At 63.3% G+C, this 21,768-nt stretch carries 17 protein-coding genes and 1 tRNA gene; 7 read left to right on the plus strand and 11 right to left on the minus strand.

Annotation, left to right across the window (positions count from 1 at the left end; genetic code table 11):
- Positions 1–73 precede the first annotated feature (73 nt).
- Positions 74–859, minus strand: a complete 786-nt coding sequence (locus C0Z16_RS25435; protein ID WP_102634827.1) for an IclR family transcriptional regulator — start codon at positions 857–859, stop codon at positions 74–76.
- Between the two features lie 125 nt (positions 860–984).
- Here C0Z16_RS25435 and C0Z16_RS25440 point away from each other — a divergent pair, with 125 nt between their 5' ends.
- Positions 985–2,328, plus strand: coding sequence for an MFS transporter (locus C0Z16_RS25440; protein WP_407070700.1), 1,344 nt, complete (start codon positions 985–987; stop codon positions 2,326–2,328).
- Between the two features lie 4 nt (positions 2,329–2,332).
- Positions 2,333–2,779: a type II 3-dehydroquinate dehydratase gene (locus tag C0Z16_RS25445; RefSeq protein ID WP_102634828.1), complete on the plus strand. Its 447-nt coding sequence runs from the start codon at positions 2,333–2,335 to the stop codon at positions 2,777–2,779.
- 252 nt (positions 2,780–3,031) lie between these two features.
- Here C0Z16_RS25445 and C0Z16_RS25450 read toward each other — a convergent pair whose 3' ends face one another.
- Positions 3,032–4,711 (minus strand): ABC-F family ATP-binding cassette domain-containing protein, encoded by a 1,680-nt coding sequence (locus tag C0Z16_RS25450; RefSeq protein WP_102634829.1) that lies wholly within the window; start codon positions 4,709–4,711, stop codon positions 3,032–3,034.
- 621 nt (positions 4,712–5,332) lie between these two features.
- Here C0Z16_RS25450 and C0Z16_RS25455 point away from each other — a divergent pair.
- Positions 5,333–5,409: transfer RNA gene (locus C0Z16_RS25455), tRNA-Asp, on the plus strand.
- Between the two features lie 83 nt (positions 5,410–5,492).
- Positions 5,493–7,430: a SurA N-terminal domain-containing protein gene (locus C0Z16_RS25460; RefSeq protein WP_102634830.1), complete on the plus strand. Its 1,938-nt coding sequence runs from the start codon at positions 5,493–5,495 to the stop codon at positions 7,428–7,430.
- A 200-nt stretch (positions 7,431–7,630) separates the two neighbouring features.
- Here C0Z16_RS25460 and C0Z16_RS25465 read toward each other — a convergent pair whose 3' ends face one another.
- Positions 7,631–7,972, minus strand: coding sequence for a hypothetical protein (locus C0Z16_RS25465; protein WP_102634831.1), 342 nt, complete (start codon positions 7,970–7,972; stop codon positions 7,631–7,633).
- A 116-nt stretch (positions 7,973–8,088) separates the two neighbouring features.
- Positions 8,089–8,778 (minus strand): arylesterase, encoded by a 690-nt coding sequence (locus tag C0Z16_RS25470; protein ID WP_244201361.1) that lies wholly within the window; start codon positions 8,776–8,778, stop codon positions 8,089–8,091.
- 28 nt (positions 8,779–8,806) lie between these two features.
- Between C0Z16_RS25470 and C0Z16_RS25475 the strand changes: the two genes are divergently transcribed.
- A complete protein-coding gene (locus C0Z16_RS25475) occupies positions 8,807–9,493 on the plus strand; it encodes an ABC transporter ATP-binding protein (protein ID WP_102634833.1) in 687 nt (228 codons plus the stop codon).
- A gap of 171 nt (positions 9,494–9,664) precedes the next feature.
- Here the strand turns inward: C0Z16_RS25475 and pgi are convergent, their stop codons facing one another.
- From pgi to C0Z16_RS25495, 3 genes are all read right to left on the minus strand, one after another.
- Positions 9,665–11,287: a glucose-6-phosphate isomerase gene (gene pgi / locus C0Z16_RS25480; RefSeq protein ID WP_102634834.1), complete on the minus strand. Its 1,623-nt coding sequence runs from the start codon at positions 11,285–11,287 to the stop codon at positions 9,665–9,667.
- A gap of 408 nt (positions 11,288–11,695) precedes the next feature.
- Complete coding sequence (locus C0Z16_RS25490) at positions 11,696–13,282, minus strand: NAD(P)H-hydrate dehydratase (protein ID WP_102634836.1); 1,587 nt, start codon at positions 13,280–13,282, stop codon at positions 11,696–11,698.
- Positions 13,283–13,385: 103 nt separating this feature from the next.
- Complete coding sequence (locus tag C0Z16_RS25495) at positions 13,386–14,681, minus strand: FAD-dependent oxidoreductase (protein ID WP_102634837.1); 1,296 nt, start codon at positions 14,679–14,681, stop codon at positions 13,386–13,388.
- A 377-nt stretch (positions 14,682–15,058) separates the two neighbouring features.
- On the opposite strand from C0Z16_RS25495, the gene purL reads away from it, so the two are divergent.
- On the plus strand, positions 15,059–19,153 hold the full coding sequence (purL, locus tag C0Z16_RS25500; RefSeq protein ID WP_102634838.1) for a phosphoribosylformylglycinamidine synthase: 4,095 nt from the start codon (positions 15,059–15,061) through the stop codon (positions 19,151–19,153).
- A gap of 162 nt (positions 19,154–19,315) precedes the next feature.
- On the opposite strand, the gene C0Z16_RS25505 is transcribed toward purL, so the two are convergent.
- From C0Z16_RS25505 to C0Z16_RS25515, 3 genes are read right to left on the minus strand one after another with little or no spacing between them, the layout of a single operon-like run.
- The gene (locus C0Z16_RS25505) at positions 19,316–20,095 is read right to left on the minus strand and encodes a peptidylprolyl isomerase (RefSeq protein ID WP_102634839.1); all 780 of its coding nucleotides are present in this window, start codon (positions 20,093–20,095) and stop codon (positions 19,316–19,318) included.
- 11 nt (positions 20,096–20,106) lie between these two features.
- Positions 20,107–20,421, minus strand: coding sequence for a BolA family protein (locus tag C0Z16_RS25510; protein WP_102634840.1), 315 nt, complete (start codon positions 20,419–20,421; stop codon positions 20,107–20,109).
- A gap of 1 nt (position 20,422) precedes the next feature.
- Positions 20,423–20,953, minus strand: a complete 531-nt coding sequence (locus C0Z16_RS25515) for a septation protein A (protein WP_102634841.1) — start codon at positions 20,951–20,953, stop codon at positions 20,423–20,425.
- 22 nt (positions 20,954–20,975) lie between these two features.
- Here C0Z16_RS25515 and C0Z16_RS25520 point away from each other — a divergent pair, with 22 nt between their 5' ends.
- Complete coding sequence (locus C0Z16_RS25520; protein WP_102634842.1) at positions 20,976–21,182, plus strand: hypothetical protein; 207 nt, start codon at positions 20,976–20,978, stop codon at positions 21,180–21,182.
- Positions 21,183–21,294: 112 nt separating this feature from the next.
- On the opposite strand, the gene msrB is transcribed toward C0Z16_RS25520, so the two are convergent.
- Positions 21,295–21,717 (minus strand): peptide-methionine (R)-S-oxide reductase MsrB, encoded by a 423-nt coding sequence (msrB, locus tag C0Z16_RS25525; protein ID WP_102634843.1) that lies wholly within the window; start codon positions 21,715–21,717, stop codon positions 21,295–21,297.
- Positions 21,718–21,768: the final 51 nt, after the last annotated feature.

Here is a 21,768-nt window from a genome sequence, read left to right on the forward strand (position 1 = left end):
CGTTAGTCGCTCGGCGTGTCATCGGCCGAGCAGACGACGTTCACCGGCCACAAGATGTCAGTCCGGTTCTTCGTCATCCTTTGCCGAGTGGCGGCCGACCGGGGAATCCCGCCATATTGCTCAACTGGGCAAGTTCATTCGCCGCCGCGCGCAGCGGTACCGAGTACTCGTGAATCTTCTCAGCGGTCAGCCGCACCCGCGGACCGGCCAAACTGATAACGCCGACGCAGCGCGAGCCACTTACCACGGGCGCCGCCACTGCGGACATGCGCGGAGCGAATACCTCGTCGATCATCGCGTAACCACGCACGCGTGCAGCGTGCAGGAAACCCAGCAGCGCTTTGATTGTCGTCGGCGCGTTGGGTCCGAACTCATTCGGCTGTCCGAAGCCTTGCTTCAAAACTAGTGCGATCGCCTGTTCGTCGGTCATCGTCATGAGCCACGCGTGTCCGGTCGACGTGCATGAAAGTCGTGCTGCCTGGCCCATATCGGGATCGTAGCGAAAGCCGATGCGCTGTCCATCCGCCTTACCCACCCAGATAATTGCCTCGCCGTCCACCAGCGACAGTCGCGCCAGTTCACCGGTCTGAGCGGCGACGCGTTCGATGATGGGCTGGGCGATGTCTGCGATGCCGGTAAGGCTCAGGAATTCGAGCCCGTTCGACGTCATGCGCATCGTCAGAATATAGCGGCTGTGATCGACCAGTTGCCTGACATACCCGCCGTCGACGAGTTCGGTGAGCACGCGGTGGCACGTGCTGCGCGGCAGGGACAAGGCGTCGGCAATGGCCACAAGGCCTGCGCCTTCGCCTTGCGACGCCAGCAGATCGAGAATTCTCAGGCCGTTTTTGAGGGACATTTCTCGCGGACTTTTACGATGTGAAATGCAGTTCCGGTGCGGAACGCGCCGCCGGTGCAGCGCAAACAATAGCATCTGTTCGTCGCCAGAACGAACGTTTCAACATCGAGAATTCAGGAGACAACATGTCATTTTTTGCTGATTCAGACCTCGCCGCGCAAGAGCAGTCCGCGCAGGCGCAGCTGATGGCGCGTCGGGCGGTGGCCGGCGCAACCGTCGGTACAGCGCTCGAGTGGTTCGACTTCGCGCTGTATGGCGTGGTCGCCGCCACGATCTTTCCGAAACTGTTTTTCCCGTCGCTCGACCCAACCGCCTCGCTGCTCGCGTCGCTGGCGAGCTTCTGGGCCGGGCTCGCCGCACGGCCGCTGGGCGCGGTGATCTGCGGGATGCTCGGCGACCGTTGGGGACGCCGCAAACTGATGCTGGTCACCGTGTCGGTGATGGGCGTGTCGTCGTTCCTGATGGGGCTGCTGCCCACCTATCACCAGGTGGGCATCCTGGCACCGACGTTGCTGGTGTCGCTGCGCATCATTCAGGGTTTTGCGCTTGGCGGCGAATCGACCGGCGCGCAACTGATGGCGGTGGAGCATGCGTCTGCTAACCGACGTGGTTGGTATTCGGGCCTGCTTGGCATTTGCTCCCCACTCAGCCAGATTCTCGCCAATTTCTCGCTCTTTACGCTGGCTGCCCTGCTTTCGTCGAATGACTTTGATTCCTGGGGATGGCGGGTTCCGTTCCTCGCAAGCTTTGTCCTTGTGCTGCTGGGCATCTACATCCGCAGAAAGGTTAGCGAGACACCGGCCTTCGAGGCACTCAGGAAGAGTGGCTCGCCCACACGCGCCGCCAATCCGCTGGGCACCGTCTTCAAATATCACTGGCGCACCGCGCTTCGCCTGACGCTGTTCTTCTGCGGCCCGGCCGCGCTGTTTTATCTGATCGTGGTTTTCTCGCTCAGCTACCTGACGAAACACCTCGGCGTACCCAAGCAGACCGGTTTCATGCTGTTGATGGTTGCGAATGTCTGCGCCATCGGCGGCGCGCTGGCGGGCGGCTATCTGAGCGATCGGATCGGACGCAAACGTGCGCTGATGATCGGCTCGTTCTGCACGCTAATCTGCTGCCTGATCTACTTTCCGATTCTCAACCAGAACTCGATCGCCATGACGATGGGCGTGATGGGCGCGTTCCTCGGCTTCACACAGTTCCAGAGTGGCATCCAGCCAGTCTGGTTCGCCGAGTCCTTTCCGACCGAGGCGCGCTACACGGGGTCCGCACTGTCGTACTCTGGAGCCAACCTGCTCACTGGCGGGCCGATGCCGATTGTCGCTGTGGCGCTGCTTAATGTTTTTCACGGTTCCCCTTGGGCCATCGTAGCTGTTTGCGGCTCGCTGAATCTGCTCTCCTTCCTCATGATCGCGATATCCCGGGAAACCAGAGGCGTCGCCCTGGAACGCTCCTCTACACATTGAAACCATGACTCGCAAACTCTACATCCTCAATGGCTCCAACCTGAACATGCTGGGCGCAAGGGAGCCTCACATTTACGGCAGCACCACGCTGAAGGACATCGAACAGAACTGCCTGGCACTCGCAGAGGCGCTCAAGTTCGACTGCGTATTCCGTCAGACCAACAGCGAAAGCGAACTGATCGACTGGATCCAGGAAGCGTTCGTGCAGGACGCCGCGCTGATCATCAATCCGGCCGGCTTTTCGTTCGGTCGGATTTCGGTGCTCGACGCAGTGAAGCTCCTCCGCCGGCCGGTAGTGGAATTGCACATCACCAACATTCACAAGCGTTCGGAAGAATATCGTCACTCGACGATCTCGGTCGCGGCCACCGCAGTGATCTGTGGGGCGGGGGCGAACGGATATTTGCTTGCGATCCGCGCGATTGAAGATCTGTGGGGCAACCAGACTTGAGCCGGTCCCTCAATTTACGAAACGCGCGGGCTCCCTGAGGGAGTCCGCTTCAGCCGACTTGCGCGTATCAAGCATCGGCTGAATCCGAAAAGCAGACCGGTCGTTCGAGTGACCGTTGCATGGTTCTGGCGAGTGCCAGAAACTGGTGGATATCCTGCATTGGAGCGCGCTTGTCCGAACGCATGCTGAAGACGTTGGCGAACGTCCGCGCTTCGCCTGCCATGCAACGCGCGCCGCCCGCCTTGAGGTAACTCAGGCGATGACCTTCTGCCCGGCGGCAGCCTGCTCGCGCATGCGACGGGCTTCGTCGCGCAGGAACTGCTGGTAATCGTCCAGATCGCCCTCGAAGGGCTCGACGCCGCCCCCGGTGACCAGCCAGAACTCATCACATACCGCACGCAGCAGGGCCCGGTCGTGACTGACCAGCATCACGGTGCCGTCGAATTCGTTGAGCGCCATGGCTAGCGCTTCGCGTGTGGCCAGGTCGAGGTGGTTGGTTGGCTCGTCGAGCAGCAGCAGGTTGGGTCGCTGCCACACGATCATGCACAACACGAGCCGCGCCTTTTCGCCGCCGCTCATCGTGCTAACGTCCTGATGGACCATGTCGCCGCTGAAGTTGAAGGTGCCGAGGAAGGTGCGAAGCGATTGTTCGGTGCCACTCTGGCCGGGGGCGCGCATATGAGCCGGCGTGTCCCTGGCAAGTCGGATCATGTGTTCCATCGGCGTGTCGAGAGGGCGCAGGACGTCGAGCTCCTGCTGCGCGAAGTAGCCGATGTTCAGGCCTTTGCCTTCGCTGATTTCGCCGGCAATCGGCGCCAGCGCGTGCGCCACCGTCTTCACCAGCGTGGACTTGCCCCGGCCGTTGGCGCCGAGAATGCCGATGCGCTGCCCGGCCAGCACGGACCGGCTGATGCCCCGCACGATGACCGTGGGCGGCGTGCCCGGCAGGGCGCCGGTCGGCGCGGGGTAGCCGAAGCTCGTGTCCAGCATCGACAACAGCGGATTCGGGACGTTGAGGGGCTCCTTGAACTCGAAATTGAACTCCGCATCGGCAAGCACCGGTGCGATCTTTTCCATGCGTTCGAGCGCCTTAACCCGGCTCTGCGCCTGTTTAGCCTTCGAGGCCTTGGCCTTGAATCGGTCGATGAATTTCTGCAGGTGGGCGATCTTGTCCGCCTGCCTGGCCACCGCGGCCTGCTGCAATACGAGCTGCTCGGCGCGCATGTCTTCGAACTTGCTGTAGTTGCCGCCATAACGCACGAGCTTGGCGTTGTCGACGTGCACCGTCACCTGCGTCACCGCGTCGAGGAATTCGCGATCGTGGCTGATCACTACCAGGGTTCCTTGATAGCGTTTGAGCCACGTTTCCAGCCAGACCAGCGCGTCGAGGTCGAGGTGGTTGGTCGGCTCGTCGAGCAGCAGCAGGTCGGACGGGCACATGAGCGCGCGCGCCAGTTGCAGTCGCATGCGCCAGCCGCCGGAGAAGCTGTTGACCGGCTGGTCAAGCTGTGCAGCACTGAACCCAAGGCCCAGGATCAGCGCCTGAGCACGTGCGGGGGCATCATGTGCACCGGCATCGTGCAGGGCCATATAGGCGTGGGCCATGCGCATGCCGTCGTCGCTGGCTTCGGCGACGGCCACCTCGGCCTGCGCGGCCAACAGCACGGTGTCACCCTCGATTACGAAGTCCGTCGCGCTCTGCCCGGTCTCCGGCATCTCCTGCGCGACCTGGCCCATCTTCCATGCAGCCGGAATCGAGAACTCGCCGCTGTCTTCGTGCAGCGTGCCGTTGAGAAGGCAAAAGAAGGACGATTTACCGGCGCCATTGCGGCCGACAAGACCAATCTTTTCGCCGGGGGCGAATGTAACGGACGCGCGGTCGAGCACGACATTAACGCCGCGGCGCAGCGTGAGATTACGGACGGAAATCATAGGGGGCTACTTCGGGGAGGATTGGCATGATAGCCGACCGGACGTGCAGGGCTGTTTCTTTTCTGATCCGCTTGCGCTTTGCGGCACCCATCTCGGCGCGGCCTGCGCGCGGACAGCGGCCAGGATACGATTTGTCCACGTAACGTGGACGGGTGCGAAATTCTGGACGCCCGACTTTTTCTACTGGATCGAATTGATGAGACGCCTTGTTCCACAAGGCTGACAGAGGCGTCTTGGAACCCCCGGCACCCACCATTCGTTTCGCGATCACGGTTTCAGCAAGATTGAGAAGTATCTGAAAACCCGCACGGCTATTTGCTCTGCGGGTTTTTTATTGCGGCTTTAAACGACCTGAAGTGCAACGCGGTGAGTGGCGGCCGGTAGCGGATCCCGCGCGAAAGAGCGCAACGGATTTGAATCGGCTCACAGCAGCGGAGCGCATGTTGTCAAATCTGATGGCGCGCAGCAATAGCGACGCATCGGCAAGGCGACGTACCTCCGTCGCGATTGTTCGCATTACCAGCAAGGAAAGGCAAAGGGCAAAAGTTGCAGACGCGCGGCCCTTTCAGCTACAATCCTGTTTCGCCGTGTTTTGCGTAGCAATCACGGTGTGTAGTACAAGGAGTGGTAGTTCAGTCGGTTAGAATACCGGCCTGTCACGCCGGGGGTCGCGGGTTCGAGTCCCGTCCACTCCGCCAGTATCCTCGAAAGGCGAACTCCGGTTCGCCTTTTTTATTGCCCGCTGTTGTAACATCGGGCGTTCTGTTTTTGGCACTCACGCATGCTCGATTTTTTCCGTAATCACAAACGCCTGATGATGTTCATGCTCATCCTCGTCATTGTGCCGGGGCTGGGCTTCGTGGGTATTCAGGGCTTTCGCGGCTTCTTTGACGAAAGCGCAAACGTCGCAAGCGTCAACGGTCATAAGATCACGCGGGCAGAGTACGACAACGCGATGCGTCAGCAACTCGACCGCGCTCGTCAGATGCTCGGCGCCCAATTCGACATCAAGGCGTTCGACACACCTCAGCGCCGCAGCGAAATGCTGGACGGCCTGATTGAACAGCGTGTGCTGGCCGATGAAACGCAACGTCTGCACTTGACCGCATCGGACGACGCCGTGCGCCGTACGCTGCTCAACGACCCGGTGATCTCGTCGCTGAAGAATCCCGACGGCTCGATCGATGTCGACCGCTACAAACAACTGCTCGCCATGCAGGGCATGACGCCCGACCAATACGACGAGCGTGTGCGCTACAGCATCGCCACGCAACAGTTGCCCGCCAGCATTCAAGGCAGCGCCTTCACGTCGAAGACGCTCGCGCAGCATCTTACTGAACTCGCCGAGCAACAGCGCGAGGTGCAGGGCGTCGCGTTCCATCCGCGCGACTACGCAGCGAAGGTGCAGCCCACCGACGCGCAATTGCAGGCGTATTACGACGCGCATCGTAACGACTTCGCCGCGCCGGCCACGGCCACGATTCAGTACCTGGTGATGTCGCCGGCCACGCTCGCCGCTTCCGTGCAGCCGAGCGACGCCGATCTGAAAAAATACTACGACGACAACATCGCGCATTACCGCACCGAGGGTCAGGTGCGCGCGAGCCACATTTTGATCGCCGCGCCGAAAGACGCGAGCGCGGCCGACAAGGCCAAGGCGAAGCAGAAGGCTGAAGAGTTGCTCGCACAGGTCAAGGCGCATCCTGATCAATTCGCTCAGATCGCGCAACAGAACTCGCAGGATCCTGGCTCGGCGGCGAAAGGCGGCGATCTCGGCTATTTCGGGCGCGGCATGATTGCAGGCGGCAAGGCGTTCGACGACGCCGTGTTCGCACTGAAGAAGGATGAAGTCAGCGGCATCGTGCAGACGGACTTCGGCTATCACATCGTCAAGGTGACCGACGTGAAGCCGGCGGTCACGAAGCCGTTCGACGAAGTGAAGGACCAGATCGCGAGAGACCTGAAGACCCAACTGGCAAGCAAGGCATTCACCGACGACTCGGAAGGTTTCACGTCTATCGTCTATGAGAAGGCGAAGAGTCTGCAGCCCGCAGCCGACAAGTACAAGTTGCAATTGCAGACGGCTACGGTCACTCCGCAGCCCGATCCGAAGCTGCCGCCCGACAGCCCGCTGAACAACGCCAAATTCCTCGCCGCAGTGTTCGCGAACGACGCGGCCACGGCGCGCAACAACACTCAGGCGATCGACGTCGGCGGCAACACGCTAATCGCTGCACGCGTCACCGACTATAAGGCGGCGGCCGTGCCGGCGCTCGACGCGATCAAGAACGTCGTGCGTCAGAAGGTGATTGCGGTTCAGTCGAATGAAGCCGCGCATAAGGACGGCGTCGCGACGCTCGCCGAGTTCGAGAAGTCGAAGGCCACCACGGGGTTCTCGTCGCCGCTGAAGGTCTCGCGCAACGACGCGCAGGGCGTGCCTCCCGCTGCATTGAGCGCAATCTACAAGGTGGATGCGCAAAAGCTGCCGGCATACGTGGGCGTGGATCTCGGTGACGATGGTTATGCGATCTATCGCGTGAACGCAGTCGTCGCACGCGGCCCGGTCGATCCGCAGCGCCTCGCCGCGGCGCAGCAGCAGATCGCCCAAGTAGAGTCGCAGTCCGAAGTAGAGGCCTATGTTCAAGCGCTGCGAGCGCGTTCGAAGGTGAAGCTCTATGGCTCGCTCGACAGCAGCAATGCGCCGGCAAGCGACGAGTAAGGTTGGCGTTCAACGCTAGACCAGCCGGCAAGGCGTCCGCAGGTCGCCTTGCCCGCAGTGAAGCGACATAAATTGCACAAAGCGCACAAAGCGCCCGACCACAAAAAAGCCCCGCAAATGCGGGGCTTTTTCATCTTGCGATCTCATGATTTGACGAGCTGATGCTCATCAAACGGTTTGCCTCGATCAGTGCCTTATGGTTAGAGGCACGAACTGATTGCGCTGGTGGCGTCGCTGCCTGCTGCGCCGCTCGCGCGGAAGCCGACCCATGAGCCCTTGCCAGTGTATGCCGGACGCACCACGGCGGCAGCGCCGTTAGGTGGTTGCTGGCCCGGAACGTACACGTCCACGGCCTGGTCGTTAGCCATGGTGTCTTGCGACACGACTTGCTGTTGCGAACTGTCCGCCCACTTTTGCGCGATGCAGGTGGCAACGGCTTTCGGCGGTTGCTGACTTCGGCCGACAGATTGGACCCCAGCAGGCGGTTGAGCGGCGCAGGCAGAAATTGCCATGGTCAAAGCGATTAACGGTAAGTATTTCACGTTATCTCCTCATAAGTCGCTCAAAATCGAGCCGGTTACGCGGAATTGCGAAAGCGTCAGATCGACCTTCCCGATCCGTGTTCCCGAAATTCCGGAAACAAGTTGTTAGCAGCTTTTCAGCGCGGCGAACTTGCGCGAAGGAGTGGCTTGACAGCGGGCCACACGTTGTTGAGTAGCACTGGCTGTGCCTGCTGCGTTGGATGGATCTGATCCGACTGGAACATGTCGGGCTTATCGGCGATGCCCGCGAGCAGAAATGGCACGAGCGGCACCCGCAGTTGCTTCGCGAGTTGGCCATACAGCCCATGGAACTTTTGGGTGTAGTCCGGGCCGTAGTTAGGCGGCACGTACATGCCGACGAGCACGACCTTCGCATGACCTTGCTGAGCCTCTTCGATGATCGTGCGCAAGTTGTCTTCAGTCGTTGAAAGCGGCACACCGCGGAGGGCATCGTTAGCACCCAGTTCGACGATCACAATGCTCGGCTTCAAACGTTGCATGAGCGCCGGCAAGCGCGCCCGTCCGCCGCTCGTCGTGTCGCCGCTGATGCTGGCATTGGCGACGCTATAATCGATTCGCTCGTCGGTGAGACGCCGGCGCATCAATGCAACCCAGCCAGTATCGCGGGGCAAACCGTATTCGGCGGAGATGCTGTCGCCGAGCACCACGATCACCGGTTTGGCCGGGTCCGGGGCGTTGGCGGCCCTCACTGCGAACGTCGCGGAAAAGACGGCTGTGGCCGCTATGACCGAGCCTATTGCGGCGGAGCTCTTTGCCGACATTAGCGCGTTGGCGCGAGGCTTCATGGCGCGCACTTTCAACCTACGCTTCACCATGCTAAACAAAACTGATCCAGTCATTGAAGTGCGGGGTTTGTGCAAGAAGGTTAAGGATGCAACGGGCGAACTGACCATTCTCGACAACATCGACCTGGCTATCGAAGCCGGCAGCAGTGTCGCCATAGTCGGCGCATCCGGGTCGGGCAAGTCTACGCTGCTTGGCCTGCTCGCAGGATTGGACAGCGCGAGCTCGGGCTCGGTTCGGCTGCTCGGCCGTGAACTCACCACGTTAAACGAAGATGAGCGCGCGGCATTGCGCAGCGGCTCCGTCGGCTTCGTGTTCCAGTCGTTCCAGTTGATGCCGCATTTGACGGCGCTCGAAAACGTCACCTTGCCGCTCGAACTGCAAGGCGGCATCGGCACACGCGAAGCTGCGCTGCGCGCGCGCAAGCTGCTCGAGCAGGTCGGCCTTGGACAGCGCACCAGCCATTATCCGAAGCTGCTGTCGGGCGGCGAACAGCAACGCGTCGCGCTGGCGCGCGCGTTTGTCACGCATCCGGCGATTCTCTTCGCCGATGAGCCCACGGGCAGTCTCGATGCCGCCACAGGGCATGCGGTGATCGACCTGATGTTCGAGATGAACCGCGCGAACGGCGCGACGCTTATTCTTGTCACGCACGACGTCGAATTGGCGCGCCGCTGCGATACCACGGTGACGATCGAGGCGGGGCGCCTCGCCTGAAGAACCTGAAGCACCGAGTCAACGAGCAGGACACATACATCCACGACAAAAGCAAAGCGGGCCACGAAGGGCCCGCTTTGCTCTACTTCACTTCCACGCCCCCGCGCGAAGCCATCACGCGAAGCATAAGCATGTCGAACACGCCGGCCACCAGCGACCGGCTCACGACCCTCAACGTTTCAAAGCCGCGCGTGCCCGCGCGATCAACGCCGATGTCGATGAATCGTGTTTCTTTTCGTCCACGCTTGCCGCCGTGAGATCGGCCTCGACAACCTTGCCGAGAATCTTGCCCAATTCGACGCCCCATTGATCGAACGGATTGATGTTCCACACCGACGCCTGCACCAGCACCTTGTGCTCGTACAACGCGATCAATGCGCCGAGCGAACGCGCGGTGAGTGCATCGACCAGCAGTGTGGTAGTCGGACGGTTGCCAGGAAACACCAGGTGTGGCGCGAGTTCCGGCTTGTCAGGACCGGCCACCTTTTTCGCTTCTTCGAGCGTGCGGCCGAGCATCAGCGCTTCGCTTTGCGCGAAGCAGTTGGCGAGCAGCTTCGGATGATGGCTGACCAGCGGATGCTCGGGCGTGAGGACCGCGACGAAGTCGATCGGCACGATGGTCGGGCCTTGATGCAGCATCTGGAAGAACGCATGCTGACCGTTCGTGCCCGGCTCGCCCCAGGTCACCGCGGAGGTCGGATAGTCAACCATTGCACCGTCCAGACGCGCGGACTTGCCGTTGCTCTCCATTTCCAGCTGTTGGAGATACGACGGGAGGAAATGCAGCGCTTCCGAATACGGCGCGACCAGGTAGCTTTGCGAGCCGAAGAAGTTGCGATACCAGATGCCGATCATGCCGAGCAGTACCGGCAGATTCTTTTCCAGCGGCGCGGTGCGGAAATGCTCGTCCATTTCGTTCGCGCCGGCGAGCAGTTCGCCGAACTGCTGCGGACCGACGGCGATCATGATCGACAGACCGACCGCGGACCACAGCGAATAGCGGCCGCCAACCCAGTCCCACATCTCGAACACGTTTTCTTTCGCGATGCCGAACTTGACCACTTCCGAAGGATTCGCCGACACGCCGACGAAGTGTTTCGCCAGCGCATTCTCCGGACAGCCTTTCTCGGTGAACCAGTCACGCAGCGAGCGCGCGTTGGTCATGGTTTCGAGCGTGGTGAACGTCTTTGAAACGATGATGGCGAGCGTCTCTTCCGGATCGATCTGCTGCATCACGTTGTAGAGATCGGCGCCGTCGACGTTCGACACGAAGTGCGTGGTGATTTCCGGCGTGGCCAGATGATGCAGTGCGTGCACGACCATCTTCGGTCCGAGGTCGGAACCGCCGATGCCGATGTTCACCACGTGACGAATGCGCTTGCCCGTGTAGCCGGTCCACGTGCCGCTGCGCACCTGCTCGGCGAACGCCGCCATCTTCGCGCGCTCGGCCTGCACCTGCGCATGAAACGGCGCGTTGGGGTTGCTGGCGCGCAGCGCGGTGTGCAGCGCCGCGCGGCCTTCCGTGGGATTGACGACGTCACCCGCGAACATCGCGTCGCGGCGCTTTTCGACGCCGGCTTCGCGCGCGAGTTGCACGAGCAGCTTCAGGGTTTCGTCGGTGATGCGGTTCTTCGAGAAGTCGGCCGCGAGACCGCCGCCCGCGAACGCAAAGCGCTCGGCACGGGTGGGGGCTGGATCGTTCTCGGGGGCGAACCAGTCGCGCAAATGTGCATCGCGAATCTGCTCGTAATGTGTTTGCAGCGAGGACCAGGAGGGGAGCGAGTTCTGGGTCATAGCGTCCGTCTAACCAAGGGCACGAAGAAAGGCGCGCGCGAAGCGCCGCCGAGGATGATGCAACGATGCTGTCAGAGCGAGGCCGCGCAGCCGCGTTCGCAGTCAAATTTCAGAAGCTGGCGCTGCCGTCAGCGCTCGTCAATTCCGCCGCAATCCGCGAGGGTCTCGATGCCACGCGCGGCGCAGTCATTCAGCGCGCAGCGACCCGGTCAATAACCGCGGCGAGTCAGCGGCGAGTCAGCGGCGAGTCAGCGGCGAGTCAGCGCAGTGTCATGCAGTTGATGAGTATAACGGCGTTGCGTGACGGGCGGCAGCGGTTTGGCGAGCCCGTGTGCAAAGCTCGCCCGGCCTGCCAGTAGCGCCTCATGCATTCTCGATGCCGTTCAATCCCTCCTCACGCTTCAGGCCTCACGCTTGCGCCGACGGATAGAACATGCGGTTCAACAAGCTCCGCACCATCGGCGCCAGTTCTCCCGCCGTCAGGCCAGCGGGGCCGTGGCCTTGTGCGCTCAGCGTGTCGGCGGCGAGTCCGTGCAGGTAGACCCCGGCCAACGCCGCTTCATAGCCGGGCAAGCGTTGCGCGAGCAAAGCGCCGATGATGCCGCCGAGCACGTCGCCGGTGCCGCCCGTCGCGAGCGCGGCATTGCCTGTCGGGTTAATCGTGAGACGGCCGTCCGGGGCCGCGATGATGGTGCCGGTGCCTTTCAGCACCACGACGCTCGCAAAGCGCGCGGCGAGCGCGCGTGCCGCACCCAGGCGGTCGCGCTGCACGCCGGCGGCGTCGGTGCCGAGCAGGCGCGCGGCTTCGAGCGGGTGAGGAGTCAGCAGACACGGATCCCCTTGCACGCCGCGAGCAGTGAGGTCCGCGGCCAGCGACGGGTCTTGCGCAATCAGATTGAGCGCGTCGGCGTCAAAGAGCTTCGGCATGTCGAGCCGGAGCACGTCGTGCATGACACGTGTCGCGCGTTCTCCGTGGCCCATCCCGCAGCCGACCGCGAGCGCATCCATCTTGTCGAGCGGCAAATCGTCGATGGCATGCAGCATCAGTTCGGGATGCGGTGGATCGTAGGGCGGCGCGCCCGCGCCCAGCAGCGCGACATGGACCTTGCCCGCGCCGGTGTAGAGCGCCGCGCGCGACGCCAGAATCGGCGCGCCGCACATGCCGGTGTCGCCTCCGACCACCGCGAGGCTGCCGAACGTGCCCTTGTTGGTCGCGAAATCGCGCGGCGGCAGGAACGTGGCGAAGAGTTCGGGCGCGTTCAGTTGCACGGCCGTGCGCGCATTACTCTCGACGCCGATCGGCGCGACCGTGACCGCGCCGGCGAGATCGCGGCCTTGCGCGGTGAAGAGGCCAGGCTTGGCGGCGATGAAAGTGACCGTGTGCGTGGCACGCACGGCGGCGTCGCCGTCGCCGACGATCGTGCCGGTGTCGCTATCGAGGCCGCTCGGGACGTCGAGCGCGAGCACGCCGCCTCTATGCGGGCGGGCTTTGGCCCGTTGCGAGAGCTGGCGGGCGGTGGCCGCGAACACGCCTTCAAGCGCACGCGCGAGGCCGATGCCGAACATGCCGTCGACGAGCCATGTGTATGCGTCGAGCGAAGCGGGCGGCGAAGCGGCGATCGCGACGCCGGCGGCGCGAGCCGTATCGAGCGCCCAGCGGGCGTCGTCCGGCTTCACTTCGACGGGCATGTAGAGTTCGACGGCGATGCCGGCCTTGTGCAGCTCCGTCGCGAGAATCAACGCGTCGCCGCCATTGTTGCCCGGACCGGCGATCAGCCAGACGCGCTGCTTCGATTTGTCAATCGAGGTGTCGCGCGTGATCTGTTCGAGCAGGAAGCTCGCGGCCGCCCTGCCGGCGCGGCCCATCAGCGTGTGCTCGGGCAAGGCCGCGGCGGCCTGCGATTCGGCGATCCGCAAGTCAGTCAGCGTCAGGAGCGGGAGCGCGCGGTTGTGAGGGCGGATCAGCGTCGGCGGCGTGAGGTCGGCTTCGGTCATGGCGAGACTGGGCGGTCACCTTGTGCAAGGTGCGAGAGCTTCTGGAATCGCTATGGTAGTGCCGATGGCCGCGCGATGCGTCGATTGGAGGCCGCGCCTCTTGCTAAAACCGCTCCGCCCGCAGCGCAGCAAGTGTGTCCTCGGGCAGCTCCGGCGTCTTGCCCGCGATCAGATCGGCAACCAGCTTGCCGGCTCCACAGGCGAGGCCCCAGCCCGCGGGCCCGTGGCCCACATTGACGAAAAGCCGCGGATGCAGCGCATTGCCGACCACCGGCAAGCCGTCGGGCGACAACAGCTTGATGCCTTCCCACGGCAACGCCGCCGAAATGCGCGCCGCGCCCGGAATCCAGTCGTGAGTCGCCTGGCCGAGAAGCGCCAGCGCTTCTTTGGTCAGCGCTTCGCCGAGCGGCTTATCGACCAGATTGGCACTCTGCAAGACCGCGCCGCCCGCTATGCGCAAGCGGTGATTCATCCGGCTGATCCCGATGCGCTTGACCGCGTCGACGATAGCGACATGCGGCGCGCATTCCTCATGCGCGATCGGCGCGACCAGCGTATGCAGGCGCAGCGGATGCAGCGGCAGGCGCAAGCCGAGGCGTTCGAGCAGCGCGAGGCTGCCGTGACCGGCGGCGACCACAATCGCGTCCGCGTGGATCACATCGACTTCGCGCGAACGGGAAGTCTCGCCCGGCCGAGGCGCGAGTTCCACCGCGGCGCGTTCGCCGTCGAGGCGAATCGACGAGACCTCGCAGCCGAGCATGAACTGCACGCCGCCCTGCGTATCGAGCGTCTGTTTGACCAGCTTTGCAAAGAGCGGGCAATTGGCCGTGCGCTCGTGATCGAACAGCACGCCGCCTGCGAATTCCGGGTCCGTGCGCACCGAATGCTCGTAGGCCGCGCATTCGGCGGGGCTCAGCACATGATGCGGCACGTCATAGAGCGCCAGCAGGCCGAGCGCGGGCTGCAACTGCTGCCACTCGTGCGCGGAACGGATCAGGTAGAGGAGGCCGCTCGCCTGCTCGAACTCGAAGCCGAAGCGCGCTTCCATGTCGGCCATCGCCTCACGCGACGATTCGATGAGCGGACGCAACAGCCCGTATTGGTGACCGAATCCGTTCGGCTCCTGCAAGGCCGCGAGCATTTTTACGAACTGGCGCGCCGGCCCGCTGAAGCCGGGCTTGCTGACCACGCCGTTTTTCGCGTTCTGGCGGCTCGCCATGAAGGTCGGGCCGAACCAGACATCGAGCGGCGTCGGCAGGACCGTGCCGCCATGTCCATAGGTCGCGCCTTGTGCGACGGTGGCGTGGCGCTCGACGACGCAGACCCGGTGGCCGGCCGCGCGTAGCTGATAAGCGGTGGCGACGCCCGCAATCCCGCCGCCAATGACGATGACATCCATTCTTCTGGTTCGATTTGCCGGGCGGGGGCCGTTGTGCGAGCCCCGTAAGGCGTGACATGCAGCGCGGCCGGGCATGGCGCGAAGACGTAACTCCCGGATCTGATCCGGGCTCGACTCGTGACATATTGCCGGCGGCAAGGCCAAGCCTTGCTCGCACCGATCTGATGAAAGGGCGAATGATAGCAGTCAACGCCCGCGCGCGGTCACGCGTGCAGCACGCCTGAGCGCAGTCCACGGCGCGCGCGAAGCGCACCGCGAGACCACGGCGGGGCCCGCTGGAAGCCCGCTCCCGGGGTATAATCCCGGACTTCCTTTCCGCCTCATGTCGCCAGCACGCGCGACTCTTCGGCATCATTGAGCGACGCAACGTCAAGTCCATGGCCCACTTCTCGTGTTTCCCCGGCGCTTCGGCCCTTTCCGATTTCCGTCAAACCCGCCTGCTCGAAACGCTTACGCGCATCGACCCGAACATCACGGGCGTGCGTGGGCAATATCTGCACTTCGTCAACGCGCAGGCCCCGCTTTCCGCTGAAGACAACGCGAAGATCGAGGCGCTGATGCACTACGGCCATCCGCTCGAAGAGACCAAAGAGCGCGGCGCGGCCGAGACGTTTCTGGTGGTGCCGCGCTTCGGCACGGTGTCGCCGTGGGCCAGCAAGGCAACGGATATCGCTCATTTGTGCGGGCTCACGCAGGTGCGCCGCATCGAGCGCGGCGTCGAGTACACGGTCACGCTGAAAAGCGGTTTGCTCGGCGGCAAGAAAGCGCTTTCCGACGAAGCGCGTGAAGCCGTGGCCGCCGCGTTGCACGACCGCATGACCGAAAGCGTCGCGCCGTCGCGCGATCATGCGCTGCATCTGTTCGACGAACTGCCGGCCAAGCCGCTGCAAACCGTCGACGTGCTGGGCGAGAGCCGGCGCGCGTTGGAAGCCGCGAACACCGAACTGGGCCTCGCGCTCGCCGATGACGAAATCGATTATCTCGTCGACGCGTTCACGAACCTCGGCCGCAACCCGACCGACGTCGAACTGATGATGTTCGCGCAGGCCAACAGCGAACACTGCCGTCACAAGATTTTCAACGCGGAATGGACGATCGACGGCGAGAAGCAAGACATCTCGCTCTTCAACATGATCCGCAATACGGAGAAGCTCAACCCGCAAGGTACGATCGTCGCGTATTCGGACAACTCGGCCATCATGGCTGGCGGCGTGGCGGAGCGCTGGTTCCCGCGCACACCCGAGCAGCTCGGCGAAAACGAACTGCCGGAGCACTATCGCCGCAGCGTCGAACTCACGCACACGTTGATGAAGGTGGAGACGCACAACCACCCGACCGCGATCTCGCCTTTCCCCGGCGCCGCGACTGGGGCGGGCGGCGAAATCCGCGACGAAGGCGCGACCGGCCGCGGCGCGCGTCCGAAGGCGGGCCTCGCGGGCTTCACGGTGTCGAATCTGGAATTGCCCGACGGCGTGGAAGCATGGGAAAACGCGCGCGACGTCGCCCAGCCGCTCGCGCACCGCAACCCGAACGACAAGCACGCAGCGTACGGCCGTCCCGACCGCATCGCTTCGCCGTTGCAAATCATGATCGACGGACCGCTGGGCGGCGCCGCGTTCAACAACGAATTCGGCCGGCCGAATCTGGGCGGCTATTTCCGCGCTTACGAGCAGAACGTGGCGGGCGTGGTGCGCGGCTATCACAAGCCGATCATGATTGCGGGCGGCATCGGCAATATCTCGGATCAGCACACGCACAAGCACGACCTGCCTGAAGGATCGCTGCTGATCCAGATCGGCGGGCCGGGCATGCGCATCGGCATGGGCGGCGGTGCGGCGAGCTCCATGGCGACGGGCACGAATACCGCCGAACTTGACTTCGACTCGGTTCAGCGCGGCAATCCGGAAATCGAGCGGCGCGCGCAGGAAGTCATCAATGCGTGCTGGCAGCTGGGCGACAAGAACCCGATCCTGAGCATTCACGACGTGGGTGCGGGCGGTTTGTCGAACGCATTCCCGGAAGTCGTCGACGGCGCGGGCAAGGGTGCGCTCTTCGATCTGCGCAAGATCCAGCTCGAAGAAAGCGGCCTGTCGCCGCGCGAAATCTGGTCGAACGAAGCGCAGGAGCGCTATGTGCTCGCCATTGCGCCGGCTGATTTGCCGGCCTTCCAAGCCATGTGCGAGCGCGAGCGCTGCCCGTTTGCAGTGATCGGAACCGCAACCGCCGAACGTCAACTGAAGCTGATCGACCCTGAACTGAAGGACGACAACGCGCATCAACCGGTGGACATGCCGATGGAAGTGCTGCTCGGCAAGGCGCCGCGCATGCATCGCGACGTCACGCGCGTCGAGCCGAAGGTCCAGCCGGTGGATGTAACTGGCATCGCACTGTCGGAAGTCGCGGTGAGCGTGCTGCGTCATCCAACGGTCGCGAGCAAGTCGTTCCTGATCACGATCGGCGACCGTTCGGTGGGCGGTACGACGGCGCGCGACCAGATGGTCGGCCCGTGGCAAGTGCCTGTCGCCGACGTCGCGATCACGACCATGGACTACGCCGGCTTCCGCGGCGAGGCGATGACGATGGCCGAGCGCACGCCGCTAGCCGTCATCAACGCGCCGGCGTCGGGACGCATGGCGGTCGGCGAGGCGGTCACGAACATCGCGGCGGCGCCGATTGCGTCGCTCGACAAGCTCAAGCTGTCGGCGAACTGGATGGCCGCGTGCGGCGCGCCGGGCGAAGACGCGGCGCTCTACGAGACGGTCAGGGCAATCGGCATGGAACTGTGCCCGGCGCTCGGCATCAGCATTCCAGTCGGCAAGGATTCGCTGTCCATGCGCACCAAGTGGGAAGAGCGCGGCGTCGCGAAGGAAGTCGTCGCGCCGGTCTCGCTCATCATCTCCGCGTTTGGGCCGGTCGAAGACGTGCGCCGTCATCTCACGCCGCAACTGCGCCGCGCGAGCGGAGCCGAGGGCGTGGGCGACTCGGTGCTGATCGCGATCGATCTGGGCCGTGGCAAGCATCGTCTGGGCGGCAGTATTCTCGCGCAAGTCACGCAGCAGATCGGCGATACAGTGCCTGACGTCGACGATCCGGAAGACCTGAAGCGTTTCTTCAACGTGATCCAGTCGCTGAACAACGACGGCAAGCTGCTCGCTTACCACGACCGCTCCGACGGAGGCCTGTGGGCGACCGTGTGTGAAATGGCGTTCGCGGGTCACGTCGGCGTGTCGCTGAATGTGGACATGCTCGTGCTCGATCCGCATCACGAGTCCGATTACGGCGACGCGAAAGACTGGGCCAAGCAGACGAGCGGCCGCCGCGAGGACCGCACGATCCGCGCGCTCTTTACCGAAGAACTCGGCGCCGTGGTTCAGGTGCGCGCGGCCGACCGCGACGCGGTGCTGGCCGCGTTGCGCGAACATGGCCTGTCCGCGTGCTCGCACGTGATCGGCAAGATCAACGATCGTGACACTATGGAAATTTATCGCGACGCGAAGAAGGTGTACGAAGCCCCGCGCGCCGAGCTGCATCGCACGTGGAGCGAAGTGAGCTGGCGCATTGCGCGTCTGCGCGATAATCCGGCGTGTGCCGACGCGGAATACGACGCGCTGCTTGACGCGGCCGACCCGGGCATCACGCCGGTGTTGACCTTCGATCCGGCAGAAGACGTCGCAGCGCCTTACGTCGGCAGGAGCGCGCGTCCGCGTGTAGCCGTCCTGCGCGAGCAGGGCGTGAATTCGCACCTGGAAACGGCGTATGCATTCGACCGCGCCGGCTTCGACGCGCACGACGTGCACATGAGCGACCTGCTGGCCGGCCGGGCCGACCTCAAGGACTTTGCGGGCGCGGTGGCCTGCGGCGGGTTTTCCTACGGCGATACCCTCGGCGCCGGCGAAGGCTGGGCGAAGGCGATCCGCTTCAACCCGCAACTGGCCGACATGTTCGCGGCGTTCTTCGGCCGCGAAGACACGTTCGCACTTGGCATCTGCAACGGCTGCCAGATGATGAGCAGCCTGGCGTCGATGATCCCTGGCGCCGAAGCGTGGCCGAAGTTCACGCGCAACAAGTCCGAAAAATTCGAAGCCCGCTTCTCGCTGGTGCAAGTGGAGGCGTCACCGTCGATTTTCTTCGCCGGTATGGAAGGCTCGCGCATTCCGGTCGCGGTCGCGCACGGCGAGGGTTATGCGGACTTCTCGCAACAAGGCGATGCGTCGAAGGTCGCGGTGGCGATGCGTTATGTCGATCACCGAGGACAAGCGACCGAGCAGTATCCGTTCAACCCGAATGGGTCGCCAGACGGCATCACGTCCGTGACCACGCGGGATGGCCGTTTCACTGTGGTGATGCCGCATACCGAGCGCGTGCATCGCGCGGTGCAAATGAGCTGGCATCCCGAAGGCTGGGGCGAGGGCGTCACGGACGCGAGCCCATGGATGCGCGTGTTCCAGAACGCGCGGCGTTGGTTGGGGTGATACGTGTGACGCGAGGCCGCTGCGTCATACGGCGGCCTTTGGGCACCGCCGGTCTCGCGCCTCGTGGTTCAGGAGTCATTCCGCAAGCGGCGTAAGCCACGCCCAGGAACAACAAAGCCGCCCTCGGGCGGCTTTGTCATTTGAAGCGGTAAACAGGAACGCTCACTGAATCTTCGCGTTCTTCCGCAAGCCTTCTTCAAACGCCTGCAGCTTTTCCTGCTGGATCTGCTGAGCGATCTGCGGGCGCACCTGTTCGAGCGGCGGCGGTGTGATGCTGCGCACGTCGTCGACACGAATGATGTGCCAGCCGAATTGCGTATGCACCGGCGTGTCCGACATCTGACCCTTCTGCAGATGCGTGGCCGCGTCCGCGAATTCAGGCACATAGGCCTTGGGATCCGACCAGTCCAGGTCGCCGCCGTTCTTGCCCGATCCGGGGTCCTTCGAGAATTGCTTGGCCAGATCTTCGAAGCTCGCGCCACCCTTGATCTTGGCGATCAGATCCTTTGCCTGCTGCTCGTTATCCACAAGGATGTGGTGCAAGTGATATTCCTTGCCACCCGCGTCCTTGACCAGCGCGTTGTAGCGAGCGGTGATTTCCGCGTCGGTCGGCGCGTTCTTCTTCACGAAGTCTTCAATCAGCGAACGGAGCACGACAGTCTGCTGCGCAACGGCGATTTGCGCCTTGATGTCCGGACGATTCGGCAGACCGCGGCGCAGCGCTTCCTGCATCAGGATTTCGCGGTTCACGAGCTCTTCGCGCACGGCCATTTGCAGTTGCGGCGTATTTTGCTGGCCTTGATGAACCAGTTGGTCGATCAGCGCGTCGGCGCGTGCTTTCGGAATCGGCGTGCCGTTCACCACGGCGATGTTCTGTGCAAATGCAGGTGCGGCCGCACATGCGGCCAGCAATACCCAAAGGCGGGTTTTCTTCAAGGTCATCGGAAGTTTTCCTAGCGGGGCAACAAAGCGAATTCTTCGGGCGTATACGCCGTGATTGCAAGGGCATGAATGCCGCGCTGCATGGCATCGGCCAGCGCATCATACACCATGCGATGCCGCGCCACGCGGGGCTTGCCGGCGAACGCGACCGCCACGATGGTGACACTGAAATGACCGCCGGCGGCAGCTCCGGCGTGGCCGGCGTGCTGCGCGCTGTCGTCGGTGATCTGGATCGACGCGATGGGCGCGAGCGCCGCGGTAAGACGCGCCTCGATCAGCGCGGCGCGCTCGGCGGTGGTCGCGTGCATGAACATATCGCTCGTCATGTCATTCCTCCTTCATGTACTTCGACAGCCACAAACTCTGTCCGACGATGAACACCACCAGACAACCAGTCGCGCCGAACAGCTTGAAATTGACCCACTGGTCAGTCGTGTAGTTGTACGCGACGAACAGATTGAGCAGCCCGAGCAACACGAAAAAAATCGCCCAGATGACGTTCAGCTTGCCCCAGATCGTGTGCGGCAAGGTGATCTGCTTGCCCATCATCGCTTCGATCAGGTTCTTGTTGAACGCGAGTTGAGAGACGATCAGCACGACGGAGAACGCCCAGTACAGCACGGTCGGCTTCCATTTGATGAAGGTGTCGTTGTGCAGCACGAGCGTCGCGCCGCCGAATACGGTGACGACGCCGAGACTCACCCACAGCATCGCGTCGACTTTGCGGTGGCGAAAGGCCACCCAGGCGATCTGCACCAGCGTGGCGACGATCGCCACTGCCGTCGCCGTGAAAATGCCCCAGACCTTGAAGGTGACGAAGAACAGGATGATCGGAAACAGATCGAACAGGAATTTCATTATCTGGACGGGAAGTCGGAGAGTGGGTTCGGAGGATCAATGGCGCGGCGTGAAGCCTGAAGCGAAGCCCCTGAAGCGCTCGGTGACATGCATGCCGGAACGCGCCGCAGTGTCCGGCGAGGCGACCCGCTTGCCGCGCCTCGCGCGAAGCAGGGACGCCGTGCGTGGCTGGATTGCCGCGCTGGGCCGGCCGGTTCGCCTGCCGATGCTGCGTGCGGGTTACTGCTAGCTGCTTGTGGCTGACTTCGGGCCTGACTTCGTGCCTCGGGCACGGCGGCCGGCCGGCGCGCGACTCTTCGCCGACGACACCATCCGGCCGCGCGCCAAACTCCGGCGCCGCGTTACTTGGGCTCGAATTGTAACGCAGCCGAATTGATGCAGTAGCGCAGACCGGTTGGCGCCGGTCCGTCTTCGAACACGTGGCCGAGATGCGCGCCGCAATTCTTGCATTGCACTTCGATGCGCAGCATGCCGTGCGAGCGGTCGGTTTTCTCGGCGATCACTTCGCCGTTGATCGGCTTGAAGTAGCTCGGCCAGCCGCAGCCGGCGTCGAACTTGGTGTCCGATTCGAACAGCGGCGTGCCGCAACAGACGCAGTCATAGATGCCGCGCTCCCAATGATCGTGATAGCGGCCCGTGAACGGGCGCTCGGTGGCGGCGTGGCGCGTCACCTGATACTCGACGTCGGAAAGCTGCTTGCGCCATTCGGCGTCGTCTTTCTGCACTGACGGGGCGTCGTGCTTGAGGTCGTCGGGATTGTTCATGGTCGGTTCCTGTCTCGGGCTTGTTGTGGGAGCGTAGTGGAAGCGGCTCGA

This window comes from Paraburkholderia rhynchosiae, assembly GCF_002879865.1.
Taxonomy (GTDB): Bacteria; Pseudomonadota; Gammaproteobacteria; order Burkholderiales; family Burkholderiaceae; genus Paraburkholderia; species Paraburkholderia rhynchosiae.

What these genes read in the sequence shown, in the direction of transcription:
- C0Z16_RS25475 (WP_102634833.1), top strand. Translation starts at nt 8,807, where the DNA reads ATGCTAAACAAAACTGATCCAGTCATTGAAGTGCGGGGTTTGTGCAAG.
- msrB (WP_102634843.1), bottom strand. Translation starts at nt 21,717, where the DNA reads ATGAACAATCCCGACGACCTCAAGCACGACGCCCCGTCAGTGCAGAAA.
- C0Z16_RS25490 (WP_102634836.1), bottom strand. Translation starts at nt 13,282, where the DNA reads ATGACCGAAGCCGACCTCACGCCGCCGACGCTGATCCGCCCTCACAAC.
- C0Z16_RS25470 (WP_244201361.1), bottom strand. Translation starts at nt 8,778, where the DNA reads ATGAAGCCTCGCGCCAACGCGCTAATGTCGGCAAAGAGCTCCGCCGCA.
- C0Z16_RS25510 (WP_102634840.1), bottom strand. Translation starts at nt 20,421, where the DNA reads ATGACGAGCGATATGTTCATGCACGCGACCACCGCCGAGCGCGCCGCG.
- C0Z16_RS25440 (WP_407070700.1), top strand. Translation starts at nt 985, where the DNA reads ATGTCATTTTTTGCTGATTCAGACCTCGCCGCGCAAGAGCAGTCCGCG.
- C0Z16_RS25450 (WP_102634829.1), bottom strand. Translation starts at nt 4,711, where the DNA reads ATGATTTCCGTCCGTAATCTCACGCTGCGCCGCGGCGTTAATGTCGTG.
- C0Z16_RS25435 (WP_102634827.1), bottom strand. Translation starts at nt 859, where the DNA reads ATGTCCCTCAAAAACGGCCTGAGAATTCTCGATCTGCTGGCGTCGCAA.
- C0Z16_RS25495 (WP_102634837.1), bottom strand. Translation starts at nt 14,681, where the DNA reads ATGGATGTCATCGTCATTGGCGGCGGGATTGCGGGCGTCGCCACCGCT.
- purL (WP_102634838.1), top strand. Translation starts at nt 15,059, where the DNA reads ATGGCCCACTTCTCGTGTTTCCCCGGCGCTTCGGCCCTTTCCGATTTC.
- C0Z16_RS25460 (WP_102634830.1), top strand. Translation starts at nt 5,493, where the DNA reads ATGCTCGATTTTTTCCGTAATCACAAACGCCTGATGATGTTCATGCTC.
- pgi (WP_102634834.1), bottom strand. Translation starts at nt 11,287, where the DNA reads ATGACCCAGAACTCGCTCCCCTCCTGGTCCTCGCTGCAAACACATTAC.
- C0Z16_RS25505 (WP_102634839.1), bottom strand. Translation starts at nt 20,095, where the DNA reads ATGACCTTGAAGAAAACCCGCCTTTGGGTATTGCTGGCCGCATGTGCG.
- C0Z16_RS25515 (WP_102634841.1), bottom strand. Translation starts at nt 20,953, where the DNA reads ATGAAATTCCTGTTCGATCTGTTTCCGATCATCCTGTTCTTCGTCACC.
- C0Z16_RS25445 (WP_102634828.1), top strand. Translation starts at nt 2,333, where the DNA reads ATGACTCGCAAACTCTACATCCTCAATGGCTCCAACCTGAACATGCTG.